This is a genomic window from Microbacterium aurantiacum (assembly GCF_040532595.1).
Lineage (GTDB): Bacteria > Actinomycetota > Actinomycetes > Actinomycetales > Microbacteriaceae > Microbacterium > Microbacterium chocolatum_B.
On the sequence record NZ_JBEVYX010000001.1, the window covers coordinates 2,134,992 to 2,160,792 of the forward strand.

At 70.2% G+C, this 25,801-nt stretch carries 23 protein-coding genes; 8 read left to right on the forward strand and 15 right to left on the reverse strand.

Annotated features, from left to right (window positions below):
- Positions 1 to 121: 121 nt before the first annotated feature.
- The 4 genes from ABXJ56_RS10035 to ABXJ56_RS10050 all read left to right on the forward strand — a co-directional run bounded on the left by ABXJ56_RS10035 (position 122) and on the right by ABXJ56_RS10050 (position 4,950).
- Positions 122 to 1,162 (forward strand): hypothetical protein, encoded by a 1,041-nt coding sequence (locus ABXJ56_RS10035; protein WP_353999528.1) that lies wholly within the window; start codon positions 122 to 124, stop codon positions 1,160 to 1,162.
- 118 nt (positions 1,163 to 1,280) lie between these two features.
- On the forward strand, positions 1,281 to 1,517 hold the full coding sequence (locus ABXJ56_RS10040) for a hypothetical protein (RefSeq protein ID WP_353999529.1): 237 nt from the start codon (positions 1,281 to 1,283) through the stop codon (positions 1,515 to 1,517).
- A complete protein-coding gene (locus ABXJ56_RS10045) occupies positions 1,514 to 3,433 on the forward strand; it encodes a dynamin family protein (protein WP_353999530.1) in 1,920 nt (639 codons plus the stop codon). The genes ABXJ56_RS10040 and ABXJ56_RS10045 overlap by 4 nt, the downstream gene beginning before the upstream one ends.
- Positions 3,430 to 4,950 carry a dynamin family protein gene (locus tag ABXJ56_RS10050; protein ID WP_353999531.1) on the forward strand — a complete coding sequence of 507 codons (1,521 nt, stop codon included), beginning with the start codon at positions 3,430 to 3,432 and terminating at the stop codon, positions 4,948 to 4,950. The genes ABXJ56_RS10045 and ABXJ56_RS10050 overlap by 4 nt, the downstream gene beginning before the upstream one ends.
- On the opposite strand, the gene ABXJ56_RS10055 is transcribed toward ABXJ56_RS10050, so the two are convergent.
- Genes ABXJ56_RS10055 through ABXJ56_RS10070 form a run of 4 tightly spaced genes read right to left on the reverse strand, consistent with a single transcriptional unit; the run spans position 4,882 to position 10,874 of the window.
- Complete coding sequence (locus tag ABXJ56_RS10055; protein ID WP_353999532.1) at positions 4,882 to 5,607, reverse strand: hypothetical protein; 726 nt, start codon at positions 5,605 to 5,607, stop codon at positions 4,882 to 4,884. The genes ABXJ56_RS10050 and ABXJ56_RS10055 overlap by 69 nt on opposite strands.
- The gene (locus ABXJ56_RS10060; RefSeq protein ID WP_353999533.1) at positions 5,594 to 6,418 is read right to left on the reverse strand and encodes an IniB N-terminal domain-containing protein; all 825 of its coding nucleotides are present in this window, start codon (positions 6,416 to 6,418) and stop codon (positions 5,594 to 5,596) included. Before ABXJ56_RS10060 ends, ABXJ56_RS10055 begins: the two co-directional genes overlap by 14 nt.
- Before the next feature lie 27 nt (positions 6,419 to 6,445).
- The gene (locus tag ABXJ56_RS10065; RefSeq protein ID WP_353999534.1) at positions 6,446 to 9,058 is read right to left on the reverse strand and encodes a LuxR C-terminal-related transcriptional regulator; all 2,613 of its coding nucleotides are present in this window, start codon (positions 9,056 to 9,058) and stop codon (positions 6,446 to 6,448) included.
- 10 nt (positions 9,059 to 9,068) lie between these two features.
- Positions 9,069 to 10,874 carry an Hsp70 family protein gene (locus ABXJ56_RS10070; protein WP_353999535.1) on the reverse strand — a complete coding sequence of 602 codons (1,806 nt, stop codon included), beginning with the start codon at positions 10,872 to 10,874 and terminating at the stop codon, positions 9,069 to 9,071.
- Positions 10,875 to 11,354: 480 nt separating this feature from the next.
- Between ABXJ56_RS10070 and groES the strand changes: the two genes are divergently transcribed.
- Positions 11,355 to 11,651 carry a co-chaperone GroES gene (gene groES / locus ABXJ56_RS10075; protein ID WP_053548534.1) on the forward strand — a complete coding sequence of 99 codons (297 nt, stop codon included), beginning with the start codon at positions 11,355 to 11,357 and terminating at the stop codon, positions 11,649 to 11,651.
- Positions 11,652 to 11,830: 179 nt separating this feature from the next.
- Here the strand turns inward: groES and ABXJ56_RS10080 are convergent, their stop codons facing one another.
- From ABXJ56_RS10080 to speB, 4 genes are read right to left on the reverse strand one after another with little or no spacing between them, the layout of a single operon-like run.
- Positions 11,831 to 12,466, reverse strand: a complete 636-nt coding sequence (locus tag ABXJ56_RS10080; RefSeq protein WP_353999536.1) for a cyclase family protein — start codon at positions 12,464 to 12,466, stop codon at positions 11,831 to 11,833.
- Positions 12,459 to 13,871, reverse strand: coding sequence for a purine-cytosine permease family protein (locus tag ABXJ56_RS10085; protein ID WP_353999537.1), 1,413 nt, complete (start codon positions 13,869 to 13,871; stop codon positions 12,459 to 12,461). The genes ABXJ56_RS10080 and ABXJ56_RS10085 overlap by 8 nt, the downstream gene beginning before the upstream one ends.
- A 45-nt stretch (positions 13,872 to 13,916) precedes the next feature.
- A complete protein-coding gene (locus tag ABXJ56_RS10090) occupies positions 13,917 to 14,324 on the reverse strand; it encodes a YybH family protein (protein ID WP_353999538.1) in 408 nt (135 codons plus the stop codon).
- Entirely contained in the window at positions 14,321 to 15,313 is a 993-nt protein-coding gene (gene speB, locus ABXJ56_RS10095) for an agmatinase (RefSeq protein ID WP_353999539.1), read from the reverse strand. Before speB ends, ABXJ56_RS10090 begins: the two co-directional genes overlap by 4 nt.
- 87 nt (positions 15,314 to 15,400) lie before the next feature.
- Here speB and ABXJ56_RS10100 point away from each other — a divergent pair, with 87 nt between their 5' ends.
- Complete coding sequence (locus ABXJ56_RS10100) at positions 15,401 to 15,985, forward strand: helix-turn-helix domain-containing protein (RefSeq protein WP_353999540.1); 585 nt, start codon at positions 15,401 to 15,403, stop codon at positions 15,983 to 15,985.
- Between the two features lie 25 nt (positions 15,986 to 16,010).
- Positions 16,011 to 16,976 (forward strand): EamA family transporter RarD, encoded by a 966-nt coding sequence (rarD, locus tag ABXJ56_RS10105; RefSeq protein WP_353999541.1) that lies wholly within the window; start codon positions 16,011 to 16,013, stop codon positions 16,974 to 16,976.
- A gap of 33 nt (positions 16,977 to 17,009) precedes the next feature.
- Here rarD and ABXJ56_RS10110 read toward each other — a convergent pair whose 3' ends face one another.
- The 3 genes from ABXJ56_RS10110 to ABXJ56_RS10120 all read right to left on the reverse strand — a co-directional run bounded on the left by ABXJ56_RS10110 (position 17,010) and on the right by ABXJ56_RS10120 (position 19,890).
- A complete protein-coding gene (locus tag ABXJ56_RS10110; protein WP_353999542.1) occupies positions 17,010 to 17,324 on the reverse strand; it encodes a metal-sensitive transcriptional regulator in 315 nt (104 codons plus the stop codon).
- Positions 17,321 to 19,612: a heavy metal translocating P-type ATPase gene (locus tag ABXJ56_RS10115; protein ID WP_353999998.1), complete on the reverse strand. Its 2,292-nt coding sequence runs from the start codon at positions 19,610 to 19,612 to the stop codon at positions 17,321 to 17,323. Before ABXJ56_RS10115 ends, ABXJ56_RS10110 begins: the two co-directional genes overlap by 4 nt.
- 62 nt (positions 19,613 to 19,674) lie before the next feature.
- Complete coding sequence (locus ABXJ56_RS10120; RefSeq protein ID WP_353999543.1) at positions 19,675 to 19,890, reverse strand: heavy-metal-associated domain-containing protein; 216 nt, start codon at positions 19,888 to 19,890, stop codon at positions 19,675 to 19,677.
- Between the two features lie 237 nt (positions 19,891 to 20,127).
- Between ABXJ56_RS10120 and ABXJ56_RS10125 the strand changes: the two genes are divergently transcribed.
- Positions 20,128 to 21,411: an ABC transporter substrate-binding protein gene (locus ABXJ56_RS10125; RefSeq protein ID WP_353999544.1), complete on the forward strand. Its 1,284-nt coding sequence runs from the start codon at positions 20,128 to 20,130 to the stop codon at positions 21,409 to 21,411.
- A gap of 103 nt (positions 21,412 to 21,514) precedes the next feature.
- Here the strand turns inward: ABXJ56_RS10125 and ABXJ56_RS10130 are convergent, their stop codons facing one another.
- The 4 genes from ABXJ56_RS10130 to ABXJ56_RS10145 form a co-directional block, all read right to left on the reverse strand.
- On the reverse strand, positions 21,515 to 22,297 hold the full coding sequence (locus tag ABXJ56_RS10130) for an ABC transporter ATP-binding protein (RefSeq protein WP_353999545.1): 783 nt from the start codon (positions 22,295 to 22,297) through the stop codon (positions 21,515 to 21,517).
- A complete protein-coding gene (locus tag ABXJ56_RS10135; RefSeq protein ID WP_435404992.1) occupies positions 22,294 to 23,169 on the reverse strand; it encodes an ABC transporter ATP-binding protein in 876 nt (291 codons plus the stop codon). Before ABXJ56_RS10135 ends, ABXJ56_RS10130 begins: the two co-directional genes overlap by 4 nt.
- A gap of 85 nt (positions 23,170 to 23,254) precedes the next feature.
- Positions 23,255 to 24,232 carry a branched-chain amino acid ABC transporter permease gene (locus ABXJ56_RS10140; RefSeq protein ID WP_353999547.1) on the reverse strand — a complete coding sequence of 326 codons (978 nt, stop codon included), beginning with the start codon at positions 24,230 to 24,232 and terminating at the stop codon, positions 23,255 to 23,257.
- Between the two features lie 9 nt (positions 24,233 to 24,241).
- Positions 24,242 to 25,603 carry an ABC transporter permease subunit gene (locus ABXJ56_RS10145; protein WP_435404975.1) on the reverse strand — a complete coding sequence of 454 codons (1,362 nt, stop codon included), beginning with the start codon at positions 25,601 to 25,603 and terminating at the stop codon, positions 24,242 to 24,244.
- Positions 25,604 to 25,801 lie beyond the last annotated feature (198 nt).

Genomic DNA, 25,801 nt, shown 5'->3' on the forward strand with positions numbered 1-25,801 from the left:
CCCCGGGGGTGCCCCGGGGGATCCCCGTAGGCATCCCCGATGTGGGGGGCAAGGTGCCGGTCATACGTTGTAGCTACCAACCGCACGTCGGGGCCGGGCCCCGGGAACAAAGGACACTCTCATGGCCAACGAAATTGGATTCGTCGACGACTCCCTGGTCGCCGCGGCGGACGACTCGTTCAACACCGACAACTCGATCGACGTCGGCGTCGAAGACTCCTTCAACATCGTCGACTCGGGCAACACCGACAACTCGACCAACACCGCTGTCGGCATCGACGTCGACGCCACGGACAACTCGAACAACGCCGAGGACTCGTTCAACGACAACTCGACGAACGTCGACTTCAACGCCGAGGACAACTCCGACAACTCGGACAACTCCGACAACTCGGACAACTCGAACAACGCCGAGGACTCGTTCAACGACAACTCGGACAACTCGAACAACGCCGAGGACTCGTTCAACGACAACTCGGAGAACCTCGCGGTCGACATCACCGACTCGTTCAACGACAACTCCGACAACTCCGACAACTCGGACAACTCGGACAACTCCACGAACGCTGAAGACTCCTTCAACGTCGACGACTCGTACAACACCGACAACTCCTGGACCGACGAGTCGATCAACGCGGGTGTCCGTCAGTACAACACGGGCATCAACTTCGACGGTGGCGCCGCTGCCGCCGCGACCGGTGCCGCGCACGTGACGTCGAACACCACGATCGTCGACCAGTCGCTCAACAACAACATCGCCGCAGGTGGCGACGTCGCGGTCGGCTCGGCCTCGGAGGCCGTCGTCGCGTCGGCCGAGGGTGCGATCGCTGCCGGCGGTGACGTCGACGCGTCGGTCAACCTCGACCAGTCGACCAACATCGGCAACTTCGCCGACGGTGACGTCAACGTGGGCAACGAGACCTGGACGCAGAACATCGTTGGTTCGTACAACGACTTCTCGGACAACTCGACCAACACGTGGAACTCGATCGACGTCGACATCGACGACTCCTTCAACACCTGGGAGACCAACGTCGACGTTGCGGACTCGTTCAACACGGCGGACTTCACCTTCACCGAGCTGAACACCGACATCGATGTCACCGAGATCGTCGACAACAGCATCAACGTCGCACTGGCCGGAGACGACATCAACTTCTGATTCGAGCCCTCCCCGGCACGAAGAGGCCCGCTCGGCGAACCCCCATTCGCCGAGCGGGCCCCTCCCGTCTTCCGCCCCCGCGGCGTAGACTCCCCCCGACCCGAAAGTGACCGACGCCATGGACATCGACGACCCGCGCGACCCGCTCGCCGACGGTTCGTTCGACGACGTCCCGGCCGCCGACGCACCCCTGTCCGACGTCTTCACGTCGGACCTCTTCACCACCGACCCCTTCGCGGACGAGCTCGTCGGCATCCAAGCCGACGACTGGGATATTGACGCCGACCTCATCTGGGGCAGCGCCGACACCGGACCAGCCGCCGCCGACACCGATCAGGACCTGCCGCTGCCGTGACGTCTTCCCCACGATCGAACCCCGGACCCGTCGCCGTTCCCAGCGGCAGTACCACCGACCCCTCCGCGCTGGTCTCGATCGTCGAGCGGACCAAGCTCGTCACCGAGCAGATCGGCCGCGGCGACCTTGCGCAGCGCCTCGACCAGACCAAGGCGCGTCTGCAGGATCCCGACATCCGCGTCATCGTGGTCGGCCAGTTCAAACAGGGCAAGAGCAAGCTCGTCAACGCTCTCATCAACGCGCCGATCTGCGCCGTCGACGACGACGTCGCCACCAGCGTCCCGACCGCCGTCGGCTACGGCGAACAGCCCGAGGCGTTCGTCGTCGTGAAGACCGAGTCCGGCGAGGACGTCGTCGTCGACCGCGTTCCCGTTCCGATCGACGACCTGCAGCGCTTCCTCGCCGAGCATCAGGAGCCCAAGGACGGCCAGCACGTCGTCGGCGCCGAGGTCTCGCTGCCCCGCGAGATCCTCAAGGGCGGCCTTCGCGTGGTCGATTCCCCGGGTGTCGGCGGCCTCGAGTCCACGCGATCGCTCAGCACGCTCGCCGCCCTGTCCGGTGCGCACGCGGTGCTCCTCGTCTCGGATGCCTCTCAGGAGTACACCGAGCCGGAGGTGCAGTTCCTCAAGCACGCGATGCGGATCTCCCCGAACGTCGCGGCAGTGCTTTCGAAGACCGACGTGTACCCGCAGTGGCGGGAGATCGAGCAGATCGACCGCAGCCACCTCGGAGAGGTGGGCAAGATCCCCCTGTTCTCGATCTCGAGCGACCTCCGACTGCTCGCCGCCGGGCATCAGGATCGCGAGTTGAACGAGGAATCCGGCTTCCCCGCCCTCGTGTCCCATCTCCGGCGTGACGTCGTCGGGCGTGCCGAGGTCATCCAGCAGCGCGCGGCGTCCCACGACCTGCTCTCGGTGGTCGACCAGCTCACCCTCTCGCTCTCCACCGAGCTCAACGCGCTCCTCCACCCGGAGGAGACCCCGCACCTCATCGCTCAGCTCGAGTACGCCAAGGAGCGCGCGGACGACTTCCGCGGACGCTCCTCCCGCTGGCAGGTGACGCTGAGCGACGGCATCGCCGACCTCATCTCCGACACCGAGCACGACCTGCGCGACCGCCTCCGCAAGGTGCAGCGCGAGGCGGAGAACTCCATCGAAGAGGGCGACCCCGGTCCGATCTGGGAGCAGATCGCGGAGTGGCTCGACCAGCGCGTCGCGGCCGCCGTGTCCGAGACCTTCGTCTGGACCGACGAGCGCTCCACGTGGCTCGCCGAGCAGGTCGCGCAGGAGTTCGCGGCCGGCGAGCTCGAGATCCCCGCCATCGAGGTGTCCGCGATGGACGGTGTGCTCGACCCCGTCGAAGACATCCGCGGGCTCGACGAGGGGCGCCTGTCGGCCGCGGAGAAGATCTACATCGGCGTCCGCGGCTCCTACGGCGGTGTCCTCATGGTGGGCCTCGCCACGAGCGTCGTGGGGCTCACCCTGCTCAACCCGCTCTCGCTCCTCGCCGGTGTCCTCGTCGGGCGTCGCGCCTACAAGGAGGACATGTCCTCGCGTCTGGCTCGCCGCCAGATGGAGGCGAAGAACATCGTCCGCCGGCACATCGAAGACGTCGTCTTCCAGGTCGGCAAACAGCTGAAGGATCGCCTGCGGTTCGTCCAGCGAGCCTCGCGCGACCACTTCGGCGCCCTCGCCGAGGAGCTCCACCGCTCGCTCTCCGACTCGGTGCTCGCCGCCAAGCGCGCCGCCGCGATGTACGAGAACGACCGCGACGCCCGCGTCCGTCAGCTCCGCGCACAGATCGAGCGCATCCAGGCCATCCGCGCAGAGGTGCCCGGCGCTCGGGACGTCCCCGCGGCGGAGCTCCGCGGCACCCCGCCCGCGAAGGCGGTAGAGGCCGGTCGAGACCGCTCATGAGCCGCAGCGACATCGCCGACGTCGCCGGGCTGGTCGACCGGGCCCGCGAGCTGTACGCCGACGACCCGGAGGCGATGGACATCCTCGACGCCTACGACCAGCGCATGCGCGAGCCCCTGCGTCTCGCCCTGGCGGGCATCGTGAAGGCCGGGAAGTCCACGCTCCTCAACGCCCTCATCGGCGAACAGATCGCGCCCACGGACGCCGGGGAGTGCACCCGTACGATCACGTGGTACCGCTACGGTCGAACGCCCAAGATCACGGTGCACCTGCACGAGGGCGAGCCCGTGCGGATGCCGGTGCGCCGCGTCGACGGACGGCTCAGCCTCGATCTCGGGAAGCGGACCGCCGACGAGGTCGCCTGGATCGACATCGAGTGGCCCTCGGAGCACCTGCGTCAGACCGTGCTGATCGACACCCCGGGAATCGCGTCCCTGTCGACGCACACCTCGCAGCGGTCGACCGACTTCTTCCTCCCGCAGGACGCCCCGAGTGTCGCGGACGCCATCGTCTACCTGCTGCGTCACGTGCACGCCGAAGACCTCGGCTTCCTCGAAGCCTTCCGCGACACGGCTGCCGGACCGTCGCAGACCGTCAACGCGCTCGCCGTCCTCTCGCGGGCCGACGAGATCGGGTCGGCGCGCATCGACTCGCTCCTCTCCGCATCCCGCATCGCCGACCGCTATCGCCGCGACGGCGAGCTGCAGTCCCTCGCCCTCGACGTCATCCCGGTGGCCGGCCTCCTCGCCGAGGGGGCACGGACGCTCCGAGAGAGCGAGTTCGCCGCCCTCCGCCAGATCGCCGACCTCGATCGCGACGTCCGCGAGCGCCTCCTCATCTCGGTCGACCGGTTCTGCCGACGCTCCGACGAGGTCGGGGTCAGCGTGCCCGACCGACGGCGCCTGCTGCAACGGTTCGGCCTGTTCGGCGTGCGTCTCTCAGCGGCCCTCATCCGCGCCGGCGCCACGACCTCCACCGACCTCGCCGAGCGCCTCGTGCAGCAGAGCGGCCTGTTGGAGGTCCAGCGTTTCATCACCGCGCAGTTCCGCTCGCGGGCCGCCGCACTGAAGAGCCGTGGCGTGCTGACGGGGCTCGACACCCTGGTCCGCGCCCGTCGCCGTGAGGGCGACGCCGAGCTGCTGGCGGGCATCGAGCGGCAGATCGCCGCGACGCACGAACTTCGCGAGCTCACCCTCCTCTCCGGCCTGCGCACCAGCACCGGCGTGCTGCCGGCATCCGATATCGCCGAGGCGGAGCAGATCGTGGGAGGCGCGGGCACCGCCGCGCTGACGCGGCTCGGCCTGCCCGAGACCGCCGACGCACCCGACATCATCGCGCGGGTGGAGGAGCTCCTCGCCCGCTGGCGGACGCTGGGCGAGTCGCCCCTGGCTACGCGCGCCACGGCCGAGGCCTGCCGGACGGTCGTCCGGAGCATCGAGGGCGTGGCGTCAGAACTCGCTGCCCGCGGAAAGATCCGATCCGCGCCGGACATCGTGCTTGCGGGCGGTCCAGCGTAGAGCCCCCGGCAGGATGCTCAGCAGGATGCCGAGCACCAGCAGCGCCAGCTGGATCAGCAGGATGCGCTCGAGCGGCACTCCGCGTTCGGTGACCGCGATGATCTCGCGGGAGAGCACGAACACGATGCCGAGCAGGATGGTGCTGCCGAAGATCCACCAGCGCATTTTCGGGCGACGGTTCGAGAACGCCACCAGCAGCGTGATCTGGATGAGCAGGACGGCGACCAGGACGCCGAACATACTCCAGAAGACGATGTCGGCCGCCATCTCGTACGTCTCGTCCGCGCGGTCGGGTTCGACCTCCCGGAAGACGTCCGCGATCTCGGGGAGCTGCGGGATGCGGATGATGAAGAGGTAGGCGGCCCCGGCCGCCCCCGCGATGAGGCTCAGCACCCAGCAGACCATCGCCAGCCGCACGGATGCGGGGGGTGGCATCTTGACGAGGACCGGCATCCCCTCCTTGTTGTAGAGGGCCGGGCGAAGCGGAGCATCCCGCGTGGGCGCTGCGAAGGGAGGACGCGCCGGCGTCACCTTCACCACGGGCGCCGGCGCGGGCGAACCCGCCGAGGGCACGATGTCCGTGCTCTCGGCGGGTTCGGTGGCGCCTGACGCTTTCGCGGGGCTGTCGCGGGGTCCCGTGACGTCAGAACTCGTCATCCGCGACGTACTCCTGGGTCATGGCGCTGTCATCCGTCTCGAAGACGGGCTCGTCGCTCGACGTGGAGATGTCGCTCTCGGCGACGACCGCGACCTCGCTGGAGTTGTCGACCACGACGGTCGTCTCGGCGGAGTTCACCGTCGTGTCGACGACCGTGGTCTCGTTGTTCGACCCCTCGGTGTTCGTGGTCTCGGTGTTCTCGTTGAACGACCCGTCGACATCGATGTCGGCATTGTTCTCGGTGTTCGTCGAGTTGTCGGATTCGTCGTTGAACGAGTCCTCGATCGTGGTGGTGTCGGTGTCGTTGCCGACGTTGACATCGCCCCCCGCGCCGTTGCCGATGTTGGTCGAGTTGTCGAGGTTCTTCGACGCGTCAACGTCGTCGCCCGCTGCGATGGAGCCGTCGCCCGAGGCGACGATGGCCTCGTTGTCGAAGACCTGCGTCACGTCGCCACCGGCCCAGATGTTCTGGTTGACCGACTGGTCGACGATGGTGTCGCGGTCGTCGATCCACGTGAGGTTGTTCTTGATGTTGATGATCTCGTGGACGGCCGGCGGCTCCGGGGGTCCCGGGGGCTTCGGCGGCGTCGGCATCGGGTGGTCCGGCGCCGGCTTCGGCGCGACCTGCGGGCGGTCGGCGATGATCGGCGCCACGGCGCAGACATCCTCGGCCGTCACGCCACTCAGACCGTTGCTGGCCAGCGTCGCCTCGGGATCTTCATCGAACTCATCCGACAGCGCGGGGTCGCGCAGCAGGCTGAGGATGAACTCGATCAGGGCATCGGCCACTGTCGCGAGCGTCATACTCATGGTTGGCTCCTTAGATATCGGTCTGATTTAGACAGTAAGACTGGTGCGGCTGTCACCGCGTCGGTGGATGCCCCCTTGTCCATCGCCGCCCACTAGGGGGTCGGGGGAGGGGGATCCCGGAATCAGCGGGAATGCAGGGGAACGGGTGTCGGATTCGGTCGTCGCCGAGTAGGGTGCGCCGGACGTATCCTCCCCCGCGAGGGCAGCGCGGAGCTTGGCCAGCAGGTCCGACCGCGAGGTCGCCCCCAGCCGCCGGCGGATGCGGGCGATGTGATGCTCTGCGGTCCGGGGCGAGATGAAGATCGTCGCCCCGATCTCCGTGTAGGTCTTGCCCTGGAGCACCAGTTCGGCGACCTCGCGTTCCCGCGGCGACAGCGGTCCGTTCGGCTCCGAGACGGAGCCGGTCGGCGTCGTCGCGCCGGTGTCGACCGGCACCTGCTCCTCGCGCGGGTGCAGCTGCCGTGCGCAGGCGAGCAGGCGCGCGGCGATCCGCTTGTCGTCCGTCCGGCGTGCGCCGTGGCCGGCCATGCGGGCGCCGTCCCAGGCGAGTCCCACCGACGACAGTCCCATCGCAGCCGATTCCACGGCATCGGCATCGACCGACCCGGCGAGGACCGCGATCCACACCCGTCCCGCGTGGGCCATCATCGCGGCGATACGGTTGCGCGCGGCCGCGGCGACGAGCACCCGCGCGTGCGGCGGGAGATCCTCGGGCTTGCTGGAGAGGATGCCGCGCTGGATACCCGCCCAGTGCAGGTGCACCCCCCATCCGATCGGCGCGCCGAGTCCTTCGACAAGGGCGGCCGCCTCGGTGAAGAAGCCCTCCACGCGGGTCGGGTCCTTCACCCGCGCGGACGCGACGACGAACTCCGTCAGCGGCAGCAGGCTGAACAGGTCGAAGGACGTGCGCAGCAGGTCGTCACGCGCCGCGTTCCAGGCGATGGTGAGGTCGGTCGCGTCCCCGTACCGCCGTGCCGTCGCGAGGCGCAGCGCGTCGGCGAGCAGCCGATCACGCGGGTCGAGCGGACGGTCCGATCCGACGGCGTCGGCGAGGAACGCCTCGGCGTCGTGCGCCCGCTCACGCTGGAGGGCCACCCACGCCGACCAGAGGCGCAGGCGGTCGCGTCCGGCGATGCCGCCTTGACCGCCCCGGAGCGCATCGGCCAGCACCGTCTTCGCGATATCGAGCTCGCCCACGTTGATCGCGCACTGCGCCGCGATGACGGCGGGGAGCTCGGGCAGGAACCGCCCGCATCCGGCGGCGGTGCAGAGGTCGGATGCGCGGGCGAGGTCGCCCAGCGCCGTTCCGGGCGTGCCGCCCAGCGTGGCGGCGAGACCGCGCAGCAGCAGCTGGGCGGCGGTGTCGGCGGTCGAGAGCGAGGCCGGGGCGTGCTCCGCGGTGAGCGCGTCCAGCGGTGTCCCGTCGCCGACGGCGAGGGCGGCGAGCGCGGCCTGGACCCGACCGCTGAAGGTCCGCGGCGGACGCGTGCGGTACACGGCATCCGCCTGCGCCGCCATACCCCGCGCCATCCAGTGCGCGGCGGCCAGGTCGGTCACCTGCTCGTCGGGGTCGTCGAGCGCGGCATCCAGGCCCGCGCTCACCGCGTCGAGGTCGCCGAGGAGGTGATGGGCGATGAGGACACCGCGCGTCGTTGCGGCCAGCGGCGCGTGCGCCGCCTGCGCGTCGTGGAAGAGGCCGATGGCTCGCTGCGGATCGCTCGGCAGCGTGGTCTCTGCCCGGTCGAGGAGGAAAGCGGCGACGCGCCCGTCACCGACGCCGGCGAGGGCTTCGCCGACCTCGTCGTCCGCGGCCCCGCCGTGCCACCCGGCGAGCACACGCTCGGCGGGTGCGCTCGCGCAGACCGCGGCTTTCACCGTCGGGGGCGGGGTGCCGTTCCGCCGCAGCAGTCCGGCGGCGTGACCGCGTTCGATCAGTTCGTCGCCCCCGAGCGGGGCGTCCGCGAAGCACGCGGCCTCGATGTATCCGCGCAGGTCGTCGTCGAGGGATGCCGCGCGATGGGCGATCGCGTCGGCGAGGGCCTCGTCGATGGCGTGGTGGCCGACGGGGCCGGCGCAGTCGTCGTCGTGGAGTGCGAGCGAAGTCGATACGAGCCAGGCCAGCCCGCCCGCCCGATCGACCATCCCCTGCACGCAGGCGCGGGACACGTGTGCGGTCGCGGGGTCGGCGAGGACGTCCTCGACACGGATCGTCCCGAGGACGAGGGGCGGGTGGGATCGCTCGAGCTCCTGCGTGAGCGCGGCGAGCGCGGGCCGTGTCGGGTCCGGGCGCACGGCGACCACGAGCGCGGCATCCGTTCGCTCAGCCCGCGCGTGGAGGGCCTGCAGGGTGGCGTCATCGAGGAGGTGGGCGTCGTCCACGATGAGGACGGTGTTCGCCGGCACCGTCTCGATCGGCCCTGCCGCGCCGAGGTCGACGACACGGATGCCGTCCCCCCGGAGCGCGGCCGAGACCGAGCGCACGAGCGAGGAGCGACCGGATCCGGCCGGCCCGAGGATGAGGGCCCGGACGGGTGCATCATCGGCGTCGGCGAGGATGTCGTCGATCTGGTGACGTACGAGTCGCGGGAGGGGCGTGACGGTCGCGGGCGCGACGGAGCGCGAGTGGAGAGTGATGCTCATCGTCCGTCCCTTACTCGGCGCCGGGTGTGGCGTCGGGCGAGCCGGTCGGCTCCGAGGTGGGTTCCGACGTCGGCTGGGGCTCGGGCTCGGGCTCGGGCGCCGGGGGCGGCGGGTCGCTCGGTGCCGGAGGCTCCGGCTGCGGGTCCGTCGTGGGCTCCGGGTTCGACGTGGGCTCCGGGTTCGACGTGGGCTCCGGCTCGGTCGTCGGATCCGGCTCGGTCGTCGGATCCGGGTTGGTCGTCGGAGCGGGCGTCGTGGGGCCGGGCGCGGGTGTCGTCGGGCCCGTGCTCGGCTTCGGCGAGGACGACGCACTGGGCTTCGGCGACGCCGAGGCGGACGGCTTCTTCGTCGGCTGGGACGACGGGCTCTTCGACGGCGACGACGACGAGCCGCCGCTGCCGCCACTGCCACCGCGGGGCGCCGCGCTCGGCGTCACCCCTCGGCCCTGGAAAGGCGTCGCCCGCGGGTTGGCGCGCTCGCGGGGCGGGTCGATCCGTCGGAAGGGCGACTCGATGACCGGGGCGAGCGGGACCGGCACGTCGGCTTTCTCCGCCGTCTTCGGTGCATCCACCTTCTTCTCGGCATCCGTCGTGTCACCCGTGAAGAGCGCGCCGTCGATGCGGAGCGGAGCGGCGAGGGCGTCGCTTGTCGGCAGCGGCGCGCCGATGCTGTAGCCCCCGCGGTCGAGGCCGTTCTCGCTCGCGAGCTGCGCATCGCCGCCGAAGACCTCCGGGGCGTACACCGCTGCGGCGCCGCTGACGGCGACCACGGTCGCGAGGGCGATCGCTCCACCGGAGACGTAGGCGGCCGCGGGCACGCGGCGGAGCCACGGCAGGCGCGGGCGGGTCGGCGGGGCCTCGTCCTCCGCGGCGGCCGCAGCCGCGGCTTCGGACGCTTCGGCCTCGGCCGCGGCATCCGCGGCGGAGAGGATCGCCGCGTCGGCAGCCTCCAGCGCAGCGCCGAGCGCGATGACCGCTTTCGGGTCGGTGTCGACGGCGATCGGCCGGTCGAACCGCTCCGAGAGCAGCTGTGCGACGCGGGGGATCCGCGAAGATCCGCCGGTCAGCAGGATCGCGTCGAGATCGGATGCCTCGACCGAGGCGGCATCCATCGCGTCGCCGAGCACCTCGATGGTGCGCTCGATGTCGTCCTCGATCATCGCCTCGAACTCGTCGCGGGTGAGGCGTACGGCGGTCGAGGCGCCGCCGAGGAGGACGGGAACCGTGGCCTCGGAGTCGAAGGACAGGGCTTCCTTCGCTTCGACGCATTCGCGTCGGAGCCCCGCGAGGGCGACGCGCGCGTCGGTGTCGCCGAGAAGGGTGGCGGCATCCAGTCGCGCGGCGGACAAGACGTGGCGGAGGACGGCGTCGTCGAAGTCGGCGCCGCCGAGGTCTTCGATGCCGGTCGGCGAGCCGATGATCGTCAGCGCACCCGACGCGGTCTTGCGCAACAGCACGGCGTCGAAGGTGCCGCCGCCGAAGTCGTACACGGCGAGCGTCGATCCCGGAGCGAGCGGATTCGTCGCCTCGTAGTGGCGGGCGGCCGCGACCGGTTCGGCGATGATCTCCACCTGGCCGATGCCGGCGCGCACGAGCGCTGCGCGGATGAGGTCGGTGCGGTACGTGCCCCAGGAGACCGGGACGGTCACGACCACGGACGACGGCAGGCGTCCGAAGCGCTCGGTCGCCACCGTGGACACCCAGTCGACGAGGAGGGCGAGCAGATCTTCGGGCGCGAACGTGCGCCCGCCGACGTTGACCGGAACCTCGTCGCCCACGCGGCGCTTGACCTCGCGGACGAGACGTTCCGGCTGCACCAGCCCTCTGCGCTCTGCGGCATCGCCGAAGAGCACGTCCCCGGCGGAGACGTAGATCGAGCTCGGTGCCGCATCCGCATGCCTCCCCAGAGGCAGGATGTGTACCTGCGGTTTCCCCTCATCTTCTGTTGTGTGCGATATTGCGGCTGCGGTGCGGCTTGTGCCCGCATCGACAGCCAATATGTAGGGCCTCGGCATTTCGTCCCCCATGACGATTCGGCGTCGGCCTCCCCCGGGAACTGTCTACCACGCCTGCCCCGTCCGCGCGAGGCCCGATCGGATTCTTCCGTCACCGATCGACATGTGAGAGGGAGGCCTCTCGCGAAAGGAGGAGGGTCGTCGGTCGCGCCTGATACCCGGCGTCATGAAGTTGGCACTCACGTTGCATGAGTGCCAGCGGTTTGCCTACACTTGCGTTAGCACTCTCACCGTGAGGTTGCTAACGAGTCTTGAGTCTCACAGGAAAGCAGAGGTAGACCCGTGTCGGTTTCCATCAAGCCGCTCGAGGACCGCATCGTCATCAAGCAGGTCGAGGCCGAGCAGACCACGTCCAGCGGTCTGGTCATTCCCGACACCGCGAAGGAGAAGCCCCAGGAGGGCGAGGTCGTCGCGGTGGGCCCCGGTCGCATCGACGACAACGGCAACCGCGTCCCGCTCGACGTCGCCGTCGGCGACCGCGTGATCTACAGCAAGTACGGCGGCACCGAGGTCAAGTTCGGTGCGGACGAGTTCCTCGTCCTGTCGGCGCGCGACGTCCTGGCGGTCGTCGTCCGCTGATCCGCGTTCTTCGCGTTTCTCGCAGAGAGGGTCGGATGCTTCGGCATCCGGCCCTCTTTCGTGCGTCCGCCCGTGTTCGGTGGCGCCTTCGCGCGGGTTCTGTCGGCCTGCACCCACACGAAGGCGCCACTGAGCGGCTCCCGAGACGCGGGGCCGCTGAGCGGCTCCCGAGACGCGGATCAGGGGACGAAGGCGACCGCGCGGACGGGAGCGCCGTCGCCGTCGATCCGCAGCGGGAAGAACCCCACGCGCAGGAGCTGGGGGAGACCCTCCAGACCGCAGACGTTCTCCACGATCAGCCCGTCCGCGCCCAGCACGATCTCGTGCACGGGGAACGCGTCCGTCGCCGGCTCCGTCGGGTCGGGGCTCAGGGTGTCGACCGCGAGCACGCGCATCCCGCGCGCCTGGAGCTCCCGCGCGGCATCCGGATCCAGGTGCGGATGCCGCACGGCGGCGTCGCCGTTGAAATGCGCCGCCCAGCCGGTGTCGATCAGGACGATCGACGGGACGGTGTCCGGGAGCGGCCCGACGGCCTCCAGCTCGGCCAGACCGTACCGCTGCCCCTCGTCGAGCCCGGGAACCCGGACGAGCAGCGCCTCGCCGATGAGCTCGTCGAGCGTCACCTCGGCCATCGTGCGCCCGCCCGCGACCGTGTGGGCGGGCGCGTCCACGTGCGTCCCCGCGTGCGACCCGAGATGCCACGACGTCACCGCGACCCCGTCGCGCGGCAGCGTCAGGGCCTCCTCCGACGACACCGCGGGGTCGCCCGGGTAGACCGTCATGCCGCCCCGGACGGGGTGCGACAGATCACGCACGCTTCGCCGCCCGGCGTGGTCCCGGCTCGGATGCGTCGTCGACGGCGTCCGCGAGGTGGACCGCCGGCCCGAACGGCTCCCGCGAGCGTCGCGGCAGCGACACCAGGAGGTAGACGACGAAGGTGAGGACGAAGGCCGGCACCGTCGCGCCGAAGGGAAGCGGCCAGACGTACGCCCAGACGTACGCCGACACGGCGCCGACCAGCCACGACAGCACCGCCCAGACGTTGACGCCGCCGGTGTACCAGAACGACCCGCCGCGAGCGGAGAGGATGTCGGCGCCGTACCGCCCGCGCCGGATGACGTAGTAGTCGACGATCATGATCGCGAACACCGGGGCGAACAGTGCGCTGATCGTCACGAGGAAGGTCGTGAACTGGTCAAGGAGCCCGAAGAACGTCGCCCCGATCACCGAGATGACTCCGAGGACGAGCGCGGTCGGGAGGAACCGGACCCGCTTCCCGGGGAGGGCGTTGACGACGCTCGTGACCATCCCGTAGACGACCATGGTGTTCGTCGCCATCACCGACAGGAAGATCGCCACTGCCAGGGGCGCACCGAAGGGCTCGATGATCGTCACCGGGTCGAAGGGGATGACTTCCAGCCCCTGCAGGGCGACGTAGCCGATCGCCGTGGCGCCGAGCGTCATGGCGATGACGGTGGAGAGCGTGTAGCCGATTCCGGAGCCGACCACGCCGCGCCGCGGCGACGAGGCGAAGCGGTTGAAGTCGGCCGACAGCACCGTCCACGAGATCGCGGTCGCGAGCACCACGTCGAACGCGAGACCCGGCGTGTAGAACGGCTCCGTCGGTGCGGCGAGGGACGCGAAGTCCGCCGGCGCGTACGTGGTGAACGCCACGACGAAGATGTACGCCGCGAGCGCGAGGATCGCCGCGGCGAACCACGGCTCGACGCGGGCGACGCCGGCGTGTCCGAAGATCGCGAGGATCACCACGATCGTCTGGCAGAGCACGGCGAACAGGACCGGGCTCGAGAAGCCGGTGAGGGTCGCTACGAGGAAGTTGAGGGCGATGCCGGCGAGCATCGCCTGCACCCAGCTCCAGCCCATGAGGATGACGACGTTCGCCGCGACCGCGAGCAGGCTGCCGCGGATGCCGAACGGTCCGCGTGTCAGAGCCATGGTCGGCAGGCCGGTGCGGGTGCCGATCGCGCCGATCGTCACCAGGACGCCGGCGCCGAGCACGGTGCCGGCGACGATGAGTCCGATGACGAGCGGGTAGGACACGTCCGGGACGAACAGCGTGCCGGTGAGGAGGGTCGTCACCACGAGGTTCGCGGCGAGCCAGATCATCAGGATCCGCCCGGTGGAGGAGGTCCCCTTCACCGGCCCGGCGTCATCGGCATTGCTCTGGAGTCGGGTCTCCAGTCGGGAATAGAGCGACATCTTCGGGCTCCTCAGGGGATCGGGTGGGTCGGGTCGACGAGGGGGTCAGGGCTGGGGGGAGAGGTGCTCGTGCACGGCGACGAGGGACCCGGCATCCGTGACGCGGAAGACGATGGTCTCGCGCTCGATGGATGACTCCGGCCCGTCGGGGGTGTCGACGGCGGTGTGCACGGTGTGGGTGAAGACCGCACCTCCGGGGAAGGTCTGAACGCGGGCGTCGCTCGAGCGGCAGGACGCGACCCGCCAGCCCTCGGCGATCCAGGTGCGCCAGAGCTCCTCGTACGCCGAGCGGATGTCGAGGCGTGCGGGTTCGGTGTGGAAGACGAAGGTGGCGTCGTCGCTGAAGAGCGCGAAGTACGCGTCGCCGTCGTTCGCCGCGAACGCACGCACGATCGCGGCCGCCGCGGCGCGCACGTCGTCCTCGGCCGGCACCGGCGGCACCGTGCCGCTCATCGCGCACCGCCGCGGGGGGCCATGGCGCTCAGGAGCTCGTAGACGACGTGGCTCGCCGCCACCGCGGTCAGCTGCGCGTGGTCGTATGCGGGCGCGACCTCCACGACGTCCGCGCCGACGATCCGCCGGTCGCTGAGCGCTCGGATCATCCGCAGCAGTTCGCGGCTGGTGAGCCCGCCGGCCTCGGGGGTGCCCGTGCCGGGCGCGTGCGCGGGGTCGAGGACGTCGATGTCGATCGAGATGTAGAGCGGGGCGTCCCCGATGCGCGCGCGGATGCGCTCGATCGCGGCGTCGAGCCCGCGCTCCTCGACGTCCTCGCACGTGACGACGGCGAACCCGAGGCGCGCGTCGTCCTCGAGGTCGCCCTTCGAGTACAGCGGGCCGCGGATGCCGACGTGCATGCTCGCCGTCATGTCGATGAGTCCCTCCTCCGACGCGCGCCGGAAGGGGGTGCCGTGGGTCGTCGGGGCGCCGAAGTACGTGTCCCACGTGTCGAGGTGGGCGTCGAAGTGGAGGACGGCGACCGGGCCGTGCTCGGCGTGCACCGACCGCAGGAGCGGGAGGGCGATCGTGTGGTCGCCGCCGATGACGACGAGTCGGTCGGCGCGGGTGCGGAGTTCGCGCGCCCCGGCCTCGACGTGGGCGACGGCATCCGTGATGTCGAACGGGTTCGCGGCGATGTCACCGGCGTCGGCGACCTGCTGGCTGCCGAAGGGGAAGACGTCCTGCGCCGGGTTGTAGGGGCGGAGCAGTCGCGAGGCCTCACGGACGTGCGCCGGACCGAAGCGGGCGCCCGGGCGGTAGCTGACGCCGCTGTCGAAGGGGACGCCGACGACCGCGATGTCGGCGTGGGCGACCTCGTCGAGCCGGGGGAGACGCGCGAAGGTGGCGATCCCGGCGAAGCGGGGCACGACGCTGGCGTCCACGGGGCCGACGGGTGCGGAGGCGTCCGGCGTCGGGTTCTCGTCCGGCGAGGAGGGGTGTTGCATATTTGGCAACCTTCGGTACTCTGTGGTCAACGATTGTCGCTCACCGTACGCGCGGTGCGCGTCGCCGTCAACCCGCCGAGGAGTTCCGTGCGCGCCATCCACCCCACCGCCGATGCGGCGCAGACCCCGATCGGCGCGAAGCTGCGCGCCGCCCGCACCGCCCAGGGGATGTCGCTCGCGCAGGTCGCGCAGACCACCGGGCTCAGCAAGGGGTTCCTGAGTCGGGTGGAGCGTGACGAGACATCGCCGAGCGTGGCGACCCTGGTTCAGCTCTGCCAGGTGCTCTCGCTGCCGGTCGGGGCCCTCTTCGCCGCGCCCGACGTCCAGCACGTCACCCTCGCGGAGGCGCCGCGGATCAACCTCGGCGGCGTCAACGCCGATGAGCGGCTGCTGTCGCCGCGCGGGGAGCAACGCGTGCAGCTGCTGCGTTCCGATCTCGCGCCCGACGCGCACGGCGGTGCGGACCTCTACACGATCAACTGCGAGGTCGAGACCCTGCACATCGTTTCCGGCACCGTCAGCGTCCGCTTCGCCGACCGCACGATCACGATGACCGCCGGCGACGCCCTCACCTTCCCGGGTCGCGAGCCGCACACGTGGCGTGTCGAGGGCGGCGAGCCGGCGGTCGCCCTCTGGGTCATCGTCCCCGCTCCCTGGAGCGGCTCGGCGTGACGCCCGGAACACCTAGGCTGATCCGGTGAACGCGGAATCGGCCGGCCCCGGCACGCGGGATGCCGCCCCCGGCGACACCCCGCGTGAGCGCACCCTCGGCGGCGTCTACGCCTTCAGCGCCTACCTCCTGTGGGGCTTCCTGCCGCTCTACTTCGTCCTGCTCGCCCCCACCGGGCCGTGGGAGCTCGTCGCCTGGCGGATCGTCTTCTCGCTCGTCTTCTGCGCCGTCCTGCTGTCGGTGACGCGGTCGTGGCGGCGCCTCGCGCGGATCGTCCGGCAGCCGAGGCTCCTCGGGCTCACCGCGCTTGCGGGCGGCCTCATCTACGTCAACTGGCAGGTCTTCATCATCGGCGCCCTCACCGGGCACGTGATCGAGACGAGCCTCGGCTACTTCATCAACCCGATCGCGACCGTCCTCCTGGGTGTCCTCGTGCTGCAGGAGCGGCTGCGGATCACCCAGTGGATCGCGATCAGCCTGGCAGGCGTCGCGGTGATGGTGATCATCGTCGGCTACGGGAGCTTCCCGTGGATCGCGCTGACCCTCGCGGCGAGCTTCAGCCTCTACGGGCTCGTGAAGAAGCGGGTGGGACCGACGGTGGATGCTGTCAGCGGCCTCACGCTCGAGTCGGCGTGGCTGATGCCGGTGGCCGTCGTGCTCCTCACCGTCGTCACCATGACGACCGGCCTCACCCTCGGCACCGCGGGGACCCTGCACACCGTGCTCCTCGTCGGCGTCGGAGCCGTCACGGCCGTGCCGCTGCTCTTCTTCGCGGCCGGGGCCCGACGCGTTCCGCTCACCGTCATCGGCCTGCTGCAGTTCGTCGCGCCGATCCTGCAGTTCCTCATCGGCGTGTGGATCCTCGGGGAGCCGATGCCGGTGGAGCGATGGATCGGATTCGCCCTGGTCTGGGTCGCGCTCGCCGTCCTCACCGTCGACTCGCTCGTGAACGCGCGACGGCGCGGAGTGTCGGATGTCGCCGAGCTGACCTGACGGCGGGCCCCGTCGCGCCCGCGGCGGCGCTCCTCAGCGGACCAGCCGCGCGATCGCCTGCGTCGCCTCGGTGATCTTCTCGTCGGCCTCGGGACCGCCGAGGCGTGCGGCGTCGACGACGCAGTGCCGGAGGTGGTCCTCGAGGAGGCCCACGGCGACCGCCTCGAGCGCGCTCGTGAGCGCGCTGATCTGGGTCAGGATGTCGATGCAGTACTTCTCCTCGTCCACCATGCGGTGGACGCCCCGCGCCTGCCCCTCGATGCGCTTCAGGCGCGCCAGATACTTCTCCTTGTCGGTGATGTAGCCGTGGTGGGCGTGGTCGTGGGCGGGTTCGTGCGCGTCGGTCACGAGGACTCCTTCATCGGAGCGGGCGAGGGTGCGGAGGAGCGCGGCGTCGCGGACAGCGCCCGGAACGAGCGGAGCCGTGCGCTGTTCGCGACGACGAACGTCGAGGATAGCGCCATGGCGGCCCCCGCGATCATCGGGTTAAGCAGTCCGAGAGCCGCGAGCGGCAGGGCGGCGACGTTGTACGCGAAGGCCCAGAAGAGGTTCGTCTTGATGGTGCGGAGAGTGGCACGGGAGAGGCGGATGGCATCGGCGGCGCTGCGCAGGTCGCCGCGGACGAGGGTGAGGTCCGACGCCTCGATCGCGGCATCCGTTCCCGTGCCCATCGCGATGCCGAGGTCGGCCTGCGCAAGGGCCGCAGCGTCGTTCACGCCGTCGCCGACCATCGCCACGACGCGGCCGGATTCCTGGAGCTTCCGGACGACATCGACCTTGTCGGCGGGGAGGACGTCCGAGACCACCTCGTCGATGCCGACCTCGCGAGCGACCGCGTGCGCCGCTCCGGCGTTGTCTCCGGTGAGGAGGATCGGGGTGAGCCCGAGGGCGCGGAGATCGGCGACGGCCTGCCGGGCGTCCGGCTTCGGGGTGTCGGCCACGACGATCATGCCCGCCGCGGCCCCGTCGAGCGCGACCAGCACGGCGGTCCGTCCCGCCGCTTCGGCCGCGGTCTGCGCCGCCAGAAGCTCATCCGGCACGGTGACGGCCCACTCGCGCAGGAGGCCCGCGCGGCCGGCGAGCACCGTCCGGCCCTCGACGATCCCCGAGACGCCCAGGCCGGGGACGCTTTGGAACGCCTCCACCGGAGGCAGCGGGGTCTCCCCGGGCGCGGCCGCGGCGATCGCGCGGGCGATCGGGTGCTCGGATGCGTCCTCGAGGGCGGCGGCCGCGCGGAGGAGGTCGGCCTCGGCGACGGGGGAGAGGGCGCGGACCTCGGTCACCGACATCCGCCCCGTGGTGACCGTGCCGGTCTTGTCGAGGACGACGGTGTCGACGCGCCGCGTCGATTCCAGCACCTCCGGACCCTTGATGAGGATGCCGAGCCGCGCGCCGCGGCCGGTGCCGACGAGGAGCGCGATGGGGGTGGCGAGGCCCAGCGCGCACGGGCACGCGATGATCAGCACCGTCACCGCGGCGGTGAAGGCGAACGAGGCGGGGTAGCCGAGGACGAGCCACGCGGTGAGGGTGAGGGCGGAGAGCACGAGCACGATCGGCACGAAGACGCCCGAGATCCGGTCGGCGAGGCGCTGGATCCGGGCCTTACCGGACTGGGCCTCGTCGACCAGCCGCGCCATCTGCGCGAGCTGGGTGTCGGATCCCACGCGGGTGGCCCTCACGACGAGGCGGCCCGCGGTGTTCACCGTGGCGCCCACGACGGCGTCGCCCGGTTCGACGTCGCGGGGAACGGACTCCCCGGTGATCATGGACACGTCGACGGCGGAGATCCCCGCCTCCACGACGCCGTCGGTGGCGACCTTCTCGCCCGGTCGCACGACGAACCGGTCTCCGACGGCGAGGGCCGCGATCGGGACGCGGGCCTCGACCAGCACGCCGTCGGCGTCGGGGCGGAGGACCGCGGCGTCCTTGGCCCCGAGGTCGAGGAGCGCGCGGAGTGCGGCGCCCGCCCGGCGCTTGGCCCGCATCTCGATGTAGCGGCCGGCGAGGACGAAGGTGGTGACCCCCGCGGCGACCTCGAGGTAGATGTCGCCGGCGCCGTCGCTCGGCTGGACGGTCCACTCGAAGGCGTGCGTCATGCCCGGCATCCCGGCGTGCCCGAGGAAGAGGGCGTAGAGCGACCACAGGAACGCCGCCGTCACCCCCATCGAGATGAGGGTGTCCATGGTCGCCGCGCCATGTCGCAGGTTGATCGCCGCCGCCCGATGGAACGGCCACGCGCCCCACACCACGACCGGGGCCGCCAGGGCGAGGCTCGCCCACTGCCAGTACGTGAACTGCAACGCGGGCACCATCGCGAGCACGATCACCGGCACCGACAGGACGACGGCCCCGATGAGGCGCTGCCGGAGCGCGCGGAGCTCGGCGCCCTCGCGCGAGGCGCCGACGCCCGCGGCGGGCTCCGGCTCCGAGGCGGCCCCGGTCTCCGCGCCGCCCGTGGAGGCCGGGAGCGTCGCCGAGTACCCCGTGCGGGCGACCTCGGCGACGAGGTCGGCCGGGTCGAGGTCGACCGGGGCGGTCACGACGGCGCGCTCGGTGGCGAAGTTGACGGATGCCGAGACCCCCGGCATCCGGTTCAGGCGCTTCTCGACCCGCGCTGCGCACGAGGCGCACGTCATCCCACCGATCTCGAGCCCGATCCGCGCGCGGGGCTCGGTCAGGCTGTCGGGCGGGAGGGTGCTCACGACGCGCGGACCGCCTCGTAGCCGGCCTCGTCCACCGCGGCGACGACGGCCTCGTCGGTCAGCGGCGCGTCGCTCGTGATCGCCAGGACACCGGTGCCGGCGTCGACTGCCACCTCGCGGACGCCCTCGATCTTCGTCACCTCGGAGCGGACCGCCGTCTCGCAGTGGCCGCAGGTCATTCCGGTCACCTGGTACGTCGTCGTCTGGGTCATCGTGCGTCTCCTTGTGGGGAATACGGGAGGGGGGTACAGCAAGCCATCGTATACCCCTCCTGGGTATGGCGGGCAGGAATCGAGCGATCTGCGCAACCGTGGCCCGCGAAGTAACGATTCGGGTGCGTTACACATCGTTAACGAATGGCAACATTCCCGACGCGGGCCCCGCACTAGGTTTAGGGCACTGGGTCGGCGCCCGAGCCGTTCCCGCGATCACAACCCACAAGGAGCAAGATGAGCGTCTTCACCCGCTCGCGCAAGGCAGCCTTCGGCGGCATCGCGCTCGCCGGCGCCAGCGCCCTCGTCCTCGCCGGCTGCGCCGGTGGCGACTCGGGCGGCGGAGCCACCGGCGAGCCCGTCGACACGCGCGACCTCACCCTCAAGATCGGCACGATCCTGCCGCAGACCGGTGCGCTGGCCTTCCTCGGCCCGCCCGAGGAGGCGGGTGTCGGCCTCGCCGCCGCCGATGTCAACGCCTACTCCGAGACCACCGGCCTCACCATCGACGACATCGTCTGGGGCGACTCGGGCGACGCGGCGAACAACGCGTGGCAGACCACGAGCCCCCGCCTCATCTCGGAGGGCGTGACCGCGGCCATCGGTGCGGCATCCTCCGGTGTGACCAAGCTGTTCCTCGACGACCACGTCGCGGCGGGCGTCATCACCTTCTCGCCGGCGAACACCTCGGCCGAGTTCACCACGTGGGACGACAACGGCCTGTACTGGCGCACCGCTCCCTCGGACGTCCTCCAGGGCGAGGTCCTCGGCAACCTGGTCGCCGAAGACGGTCGTCAGAACGTCGCCACGATCTACCTCAACGACTCCTACGGCACCGGCCTGAACACGTTCTTCACCGACGCGTTCGAGGCCGCCGGCGGCACGGTCGTCGCCTCCGAGTCGTTCAACGCGGGTGACACCACGTTCGACGCGCAGATCTCGGCCGTCCTCGCCGAGGACCCCGAGGCGATCGTCCTCATCACCTTCGACGAGGTCTACACGATCGCCCCCGCGCTGATCAACGCCGGCTTCCCCGGCGAGGACCTCTACTTCGTCGACGGCAACCTGGCCCAGTTCGGCGAGTCGGAGGACTGGCCCGAGGGTGCGAGCCTCGAAGGCGCCAAGGGCACCACGCCCGCCGGCCCCAACACGCCGGAGGACTTCCAGGAGCGTCTGAACGAGTGGTGGGTCGGCGAGGGCAACTCCGACCTCGCCGAGTTCGCGTACGCCAACGAGTCGTACGACGCCGTCGTGCTGCTCGCCCTCGCCTCGCTCGCCGCGAACTCCACGGACGCCGCCGACATCGCCGGCAAGCTCCAGGAGGTCTCCGGTGGCACCGGTGACGGTGAGACCTGCACCACGTACGAGGAGTGCGCCGACATCATCCTCGCCGGTGGCGTGGCCGACTACGACGGCTACTCCGGACCGATCTCGTTCGACGAGAACGGCGACCCGACCGGTGCGACCATCGGCATCTTCGAGTTCGACGCGGACAACATCTTCAACCGCATCGACCTCTGAGTCGCGCTGACACAGTAAGAGAGGAGCCCCCCGGGATGATTCCCGGGGGGCTCCTCTCGTGCGTGGTTTCGGCCCGTGTGAGCGACGCGCGACGTCGCCGCGGTCAGTCCTCTTCGGAGCCGAGGGTGCCGAGGTACAGGCCGATGACCTTCGGGTCGTTCAGCAGCTCCCGCCCGGTGCCCTCGTAGGCGTCGCGGCCCTGGTCGAGGACGTAGCCGCGGTCGCAGATCTGCAGGCACCGGCGGGCGTTCTGCTCGACCATGATCGTGGTGACGCCGGCCTTGTTGATGTCGGAGACACGGATGAACGCGTCGTCCTGCCGCACGGGGGACAGGCCCGCGGACGGCTCGTCGAGGAGCAGCACGGAGGGGTCCATCATCAGGGCGCGCGACATCGCCACCATCTGGCGCTCACCGCCCGACAGCGACCCCGCGCGCTGCTTGAGGCGCTTGCCGAGCTCGGCGAAGATGCCCGTGACGAACTCGAGGCGCTCGGCGTACGCCTTGGGCTTCTGGTACAGCCCCATCTGCAGGTTCTCCTCGATGGACAGGGAGGGGAACACGTTGTTGTTCTGCGGGACGAATCCGATGCCCCGGGCGACGAGCTTGTCGGACTTCAGCCCGACGACGCTCTTCCCGTCGACGGTGATCTCGCCCTCGCGGACCTTCACCATGCCGAAGATCGCCTTGAGGAGAGTCGACTTCCCGGCGCCGTTCGGGCCGATGATGCCGATCAGCTCGCCCTTGCGGGCGGTCAGGTTCGCACCGTTGATGATGTTGATGCCGGGGAGGTATCCCGCGTAGAGGTCCTTGACGTTGACGACCAGATCCTCGGTCGCCGTCGCGGCGGCGGGCGGAGTGGGGGAGGCGGTGGGATCGGCGGTCATTTCTGCTCCTCTTCGGCCTCGTGCACGGCGGCCTCCTCGGCCTCCTTGATCTCTTCCATCAGCTGGATCGCCTCGGTGTTCATCTCGCCGGGGACGCGGCCGGTCACCACACCGAGGTCGACATCCTGGTGGCTGCCGAGGTAGGCGTCGATGACGGCCTTGTCGTTCATGACGGTCTCCGGCGGACCCTCGGCCACGACGCGGCCCTCGGCCATGACGACGACCCAGTCGGCGATGTGACGGACCATGTGCATGTCGTGCTCGACGAACAGCACGGTCATCCCGAGGTCCTTGAGATCGAGGATGTGGTCCAGGAGCGACTGCGTGAGCGCGGGGTTCACGCCCGCCATCGGCTCGTCCAGCATGACCAGCTGCGGGTCGCTCATGAGCGCGCGCGCCATCTCCAGCAGCTTCCGCTGGCCGCCCGACAGCGAGGCGGCGTAGTCGTCGGCCTTCGCGTCGAGCTTGAAGCGGGCGAGGAGCTCGCGGGCCTTCGCCTCGATGTCGGTCTCCTGCTTGCGCCAGATGGCGGGAATGATGCTCGCCCAGAGACTCTCGCCCTTCTGATGCGAGGCGCCGAGCTTCATGTTCTCGAGCACCGTCAGCAGCGACAGCGCCTTCGTCAGCTGGAACGTGCGGACCTGACCCATGCGGGCCACCTTGAACGACGGGATGCCGGAGAGCTGCTTGCCGTCGTACGACCAGTTCCCGGAGTTCGGCTTGTCGAAGCCGCACAGCAGGTTGAACAGGGTCGTCTTGCCGGCGCCGTTGGGTCCGATGAGCGCGGTGATCGCGTTCCGCGGGATCTCGAGGTGGTCCACGTCGACGGCGGTGAGTCCGCCGAAGCGACGCGTGACGTGGTCGATGACCATGATCGGGTCGGTCTTGGCGACACCGGGGACCGCCTCGCCGGTGGCGAGGCCGGTGGTCTTCGGGCGCCGGGCGCCCGGGGTGGGGTTACTTGACAAAGGTCAGCTCCCTCTTGTTTCCGAAGATGCCCTGGGGGCGGAAGATCACGATGAGCATGAGCGCCACACCGACCAGGATGAATCGCAGGGTCGCCGCCTGGATAGAGGTGATCGGCAGGACGCCGACCGCGGCGAGGGCGGGGAGGAAGGCGTCGAGGAACGCCATGAGCACCCAGAAGATGACCGCGCCGACGACCGGACCGAACACGGTCGCGGCGCCGCCGAGGAGCAGGATCGTCCAGATGAAGAAGGTCAGCGACGTCTGGTAGACCGCCGGGACGACCGCCGACGGCAGGGCGAAGACGACGCCGCCCAGGGCGCCGAAGACACCGCCGATCATGAGCGCCTGCATCTTGTACGCGAAGACGTTCTTCCCGAGCGAGCGCACGGCGTCCTCGTCCTCGCGGATGCCCTTGAGGACACGGCCCCAGGGGCTGCGCATGAGCGCCCAGACGAGGTAGACCGCGATCGCGAGGAGGACGAGGCCGAACACGCGCACCCACAGCTGGTCGGCCGAGTACGTGAAGGGGCCGAAGCCGTAGGTCCCGGGCGGGAAGGGGTTCGCCCCGCGGAAGCCCGCGTGGTACCCGCCGAGCCCGTCGGCCGAGTTGGTGTACTCGTCGAAGACCTGCGTCGTGAACAGCAGGCGCACGATCTCGGCGGCGGCGATGGTCACGATCGCGAGGTAGTCCGCGCGCAGTCTCAGCGTCGGGATGCCGAGGATGACCGCGAAGATCATCGCGCCGACGCAGCCGATGAGGATGCCCACCCACCAGGGGAGGCCGAAGCTGAGGATCGAGATGGCGTAGCCGTACGCGCCGATGGCCATGAAGCCGGCCATGCCGAAGTTCAGCAGGCCCGCATAGCCGAAGTGCACCGCCAGTCCCACGGCCGCCAGCGCGTACGCGAGGGTGACCGGGCTGAAGATGTAGCCGAGGCTGAGGTTGATGATCTGTCCGAAGTCCACGGTCGGCCCCTACCCGAGTCTCTCTTTGCGACCCAGGATTCCCTGAGGTCTCACCAGCAGGATGAGGATCAGCACCACCAGCGCCCCCACGTACTTGAGGTCCGACGGGATCCACAGGGTGGAGATCTCCACGAGGATGCCGACGATCAGCGAGCCGATGAGGGCGCCGAACGCCGTCCCGAGACCGCCGAGGGTCACCGCGGCGAAGATGAGCAGCAGCACCTGCATGCCCATGTCCCACTTCACGCCGGGGCGGAAGTAGGCCCACAGGACGCCGGCGATCGCCGCCAGCGAGGCCGACAGCATCCACACCACGCGGATGACCCGGTCGACGTTGATTCCGGATGCCGCGGCGAGTCCCGGGTTGTCCGAGATGGCGCGCGTGGCCTTTCCGATGCGGGTCCGCAGCAGCCAGTAGGCAACGCCCGCCAGCGCCAGGATGCTGATGCCCATCGACCACATGTCGATCACCGAGAGGCTGATCGGGCCGATCAGGTCGATCTTGGGCGATCCGGCTCCGGGCAGCTGGTAGGTGCCGCCGCCGATGAAGAACTGGAAGGCGTACCGGCCGGCGAGCGACAGGCCGATGCTCACGATCATCAGCTGCACCAGCCCGATGCCGCGTCGCCGCAGCGGTTTCCAGAGCCCGGCATCCAATCCCCAGCCGAGCGCGACGCCGGCGACGAGCACGAGGGGGATCACGATCCACATCGGTAAGCCGAAGCCCGCGAAGAGCAACGCCATCACCGCGCCGAAGGTCAGCATCTCGGCGTGGGCGAAGTTCGTCAGGCCCGTCGTTCCAAAGATCAGCGAGACGCCGACGGCGGCGAGGGCGAGCAGCAGGCCGAAGTTCACGCCGTTGACGAGGCGCTCGGTGAACTGGTCGACGAACGACGTGGTCACCCGCGTTCCCTCGCCGAGGAAGAGGTTGAGCACGCGGGAGTTGGTGAGCCCGAACTCCACCTCGAACGACGCGGACGTCCCCTGCACCGGCGCGATGCCCTCCGGCAGGAGGGTCGGGTCGACGATGACCCCGTCCGGCAGCGTGTCCTCGTTGACGATGAAGGTGTAGGTGTCCTTCTCGGGCACGTACAGCCGCCAGCGGCCGTCGGCGTCGGTGACGGTGGTGGCGTCGAATCCGCCGCCCTCGATCGACACCTCGACACCGTCGACCGGCGCGCCCTCGAAGTCGATGAGGCCCGAGAAGTAGAACTGCGTCTGCTCCTGGTCTCCACCCGGCTCATCGGGCGCGACGAGCGCCGTCTCGGTCTCGGTCGACGCCGCGACGCCGGCCGAGGGGGGTGGTGCGGCGTTCGCCCCGGTGGGGGTCGCCAGCAGCATCATGGCTGCGGCCATCAGCGCACCGGCCATGATCACCGCCCGGTGCAGCGGTCGCCCACGCGACAGCCGCTTTGCGGTCACAGTCGTAGGACCCACGGAACCTCCAGTTCAGCACCACGCGCACACCGAAGCCCGGGTCGCATCGGCCGTGATGAACGACGGTATGAGGTTACTGTTTCGTCGGTGTTTCGCCTACTTTCCGATCGATGCGGATACCGAGATGTGATC

Bases quoted from the DNA above. Each gene is read 5' to 3' on its own strand.
- ABXJ56_RS10035 (WP_353999528.1), top strand. From the start codon at position 122: ATGGCCAACGAAATTGGATTCGTCGACGACTCCCTGGTCGCCGCGGCG.
- ABXJ56_RS10040 (WP_353999529.1), top strand. From the start codon at position 1,281: ATGGACATCGACGACCCGCGCGACCCGCTCGCCGACGGTTCGTTCGAC.
- ABXJ56_RS10050 (WP_353999531.1), top strand. From the start codon at position 3,430: ATGAGCCGCAGCGACATCGCCGACGTCGCCGGGCTGGTCGACCGGGCC.
- ABXJ56_RS10055 (WP_353999532.1), bottom strand. From the start codon at position 5,607: ATGACGAGTTCTGACGTCACGGGACCCCGCGACAGCCCCGCGAAAGCG.
- ABXJ56_RS10060 (WP_353999533.1), bottom strand. From the start codon at position 6,418: ATGAGTATGACGCTCGCGACAGTGGCCGATGCCCTGATCGAGTTCATC.
- ABXJ56_RS10065 (WP_353999534.1), bottom strand. From the start codon at position 9,058: ATGAGCATCACTCTCCACTCGCGCTCCGTCGCGCCCGCGACCGTCACG.
- ABXJ56_RS10085 (WP_353999537.1), bottom strand. From the start codon at position 13,871: ATGTCGCTCTATTCCCGACTGGAGACCCGACTCCAGAGCAATGCCGAT.
- ABXJ56_RS10090 (WP_353999538.1), bottom strand. From the start codon at position 14,324: ATGAGCGGCACGGTGCCGCCGGTGCCGGCCGAGGACGACGTGCGCGCC.
- speB (WP_353999539.1), bottom strand. From the start codon at position 15,313: ATGCAACACCCCTCCTCGCCGGACGAGAACCCGACGCCGGACGCCTCC.
- ABXJ56_RS10115 (WP_353999998.1), bottom strand. From the start codon at position 19,612: ATGACGTGCGCCTCGTGCGCAGCGCGGGTCGAGAAGCGCCTGAACCGG.
- ABXJ56_RS10120 (WP_353999543.1), bottom strand. From the start codon at position 19,890: ATGACCCAGACGACGACGTACCAGGTGACCGGAATGACCTGCGGCCAC.
- ABXJ56_RS10125 (WP_353999544.1), top strand. From the start codon at position 20,128: ATGAGCGTCTTCACCCGCTCGCGCAAGGCAGCCTTCGGCGGCATCGCG.
- ABXJ56_RS10130 (WP_353999545.1), bottom strand. From the start codon at position 22,297: ATGACCGCCGATCCCACCGCCTCCCCCACTCCGCCCGCCGCCGCGACG.
- ABXJ56_RS10135 (WP_435404992.1), bottom strand. From the start codon at position 23,169: ATGGTCATCGACCACGTCACGCGTCGCTTCGGCGGACTCACCGCCGTC.
- ABXJ56_RS10145 (WP_435404975.1), bottom strand. From the start codon at position 25,603: ATGGCCGGTGCGCTGATGGCCGCAGCCATGATGCTGCTGGCGACCCCC.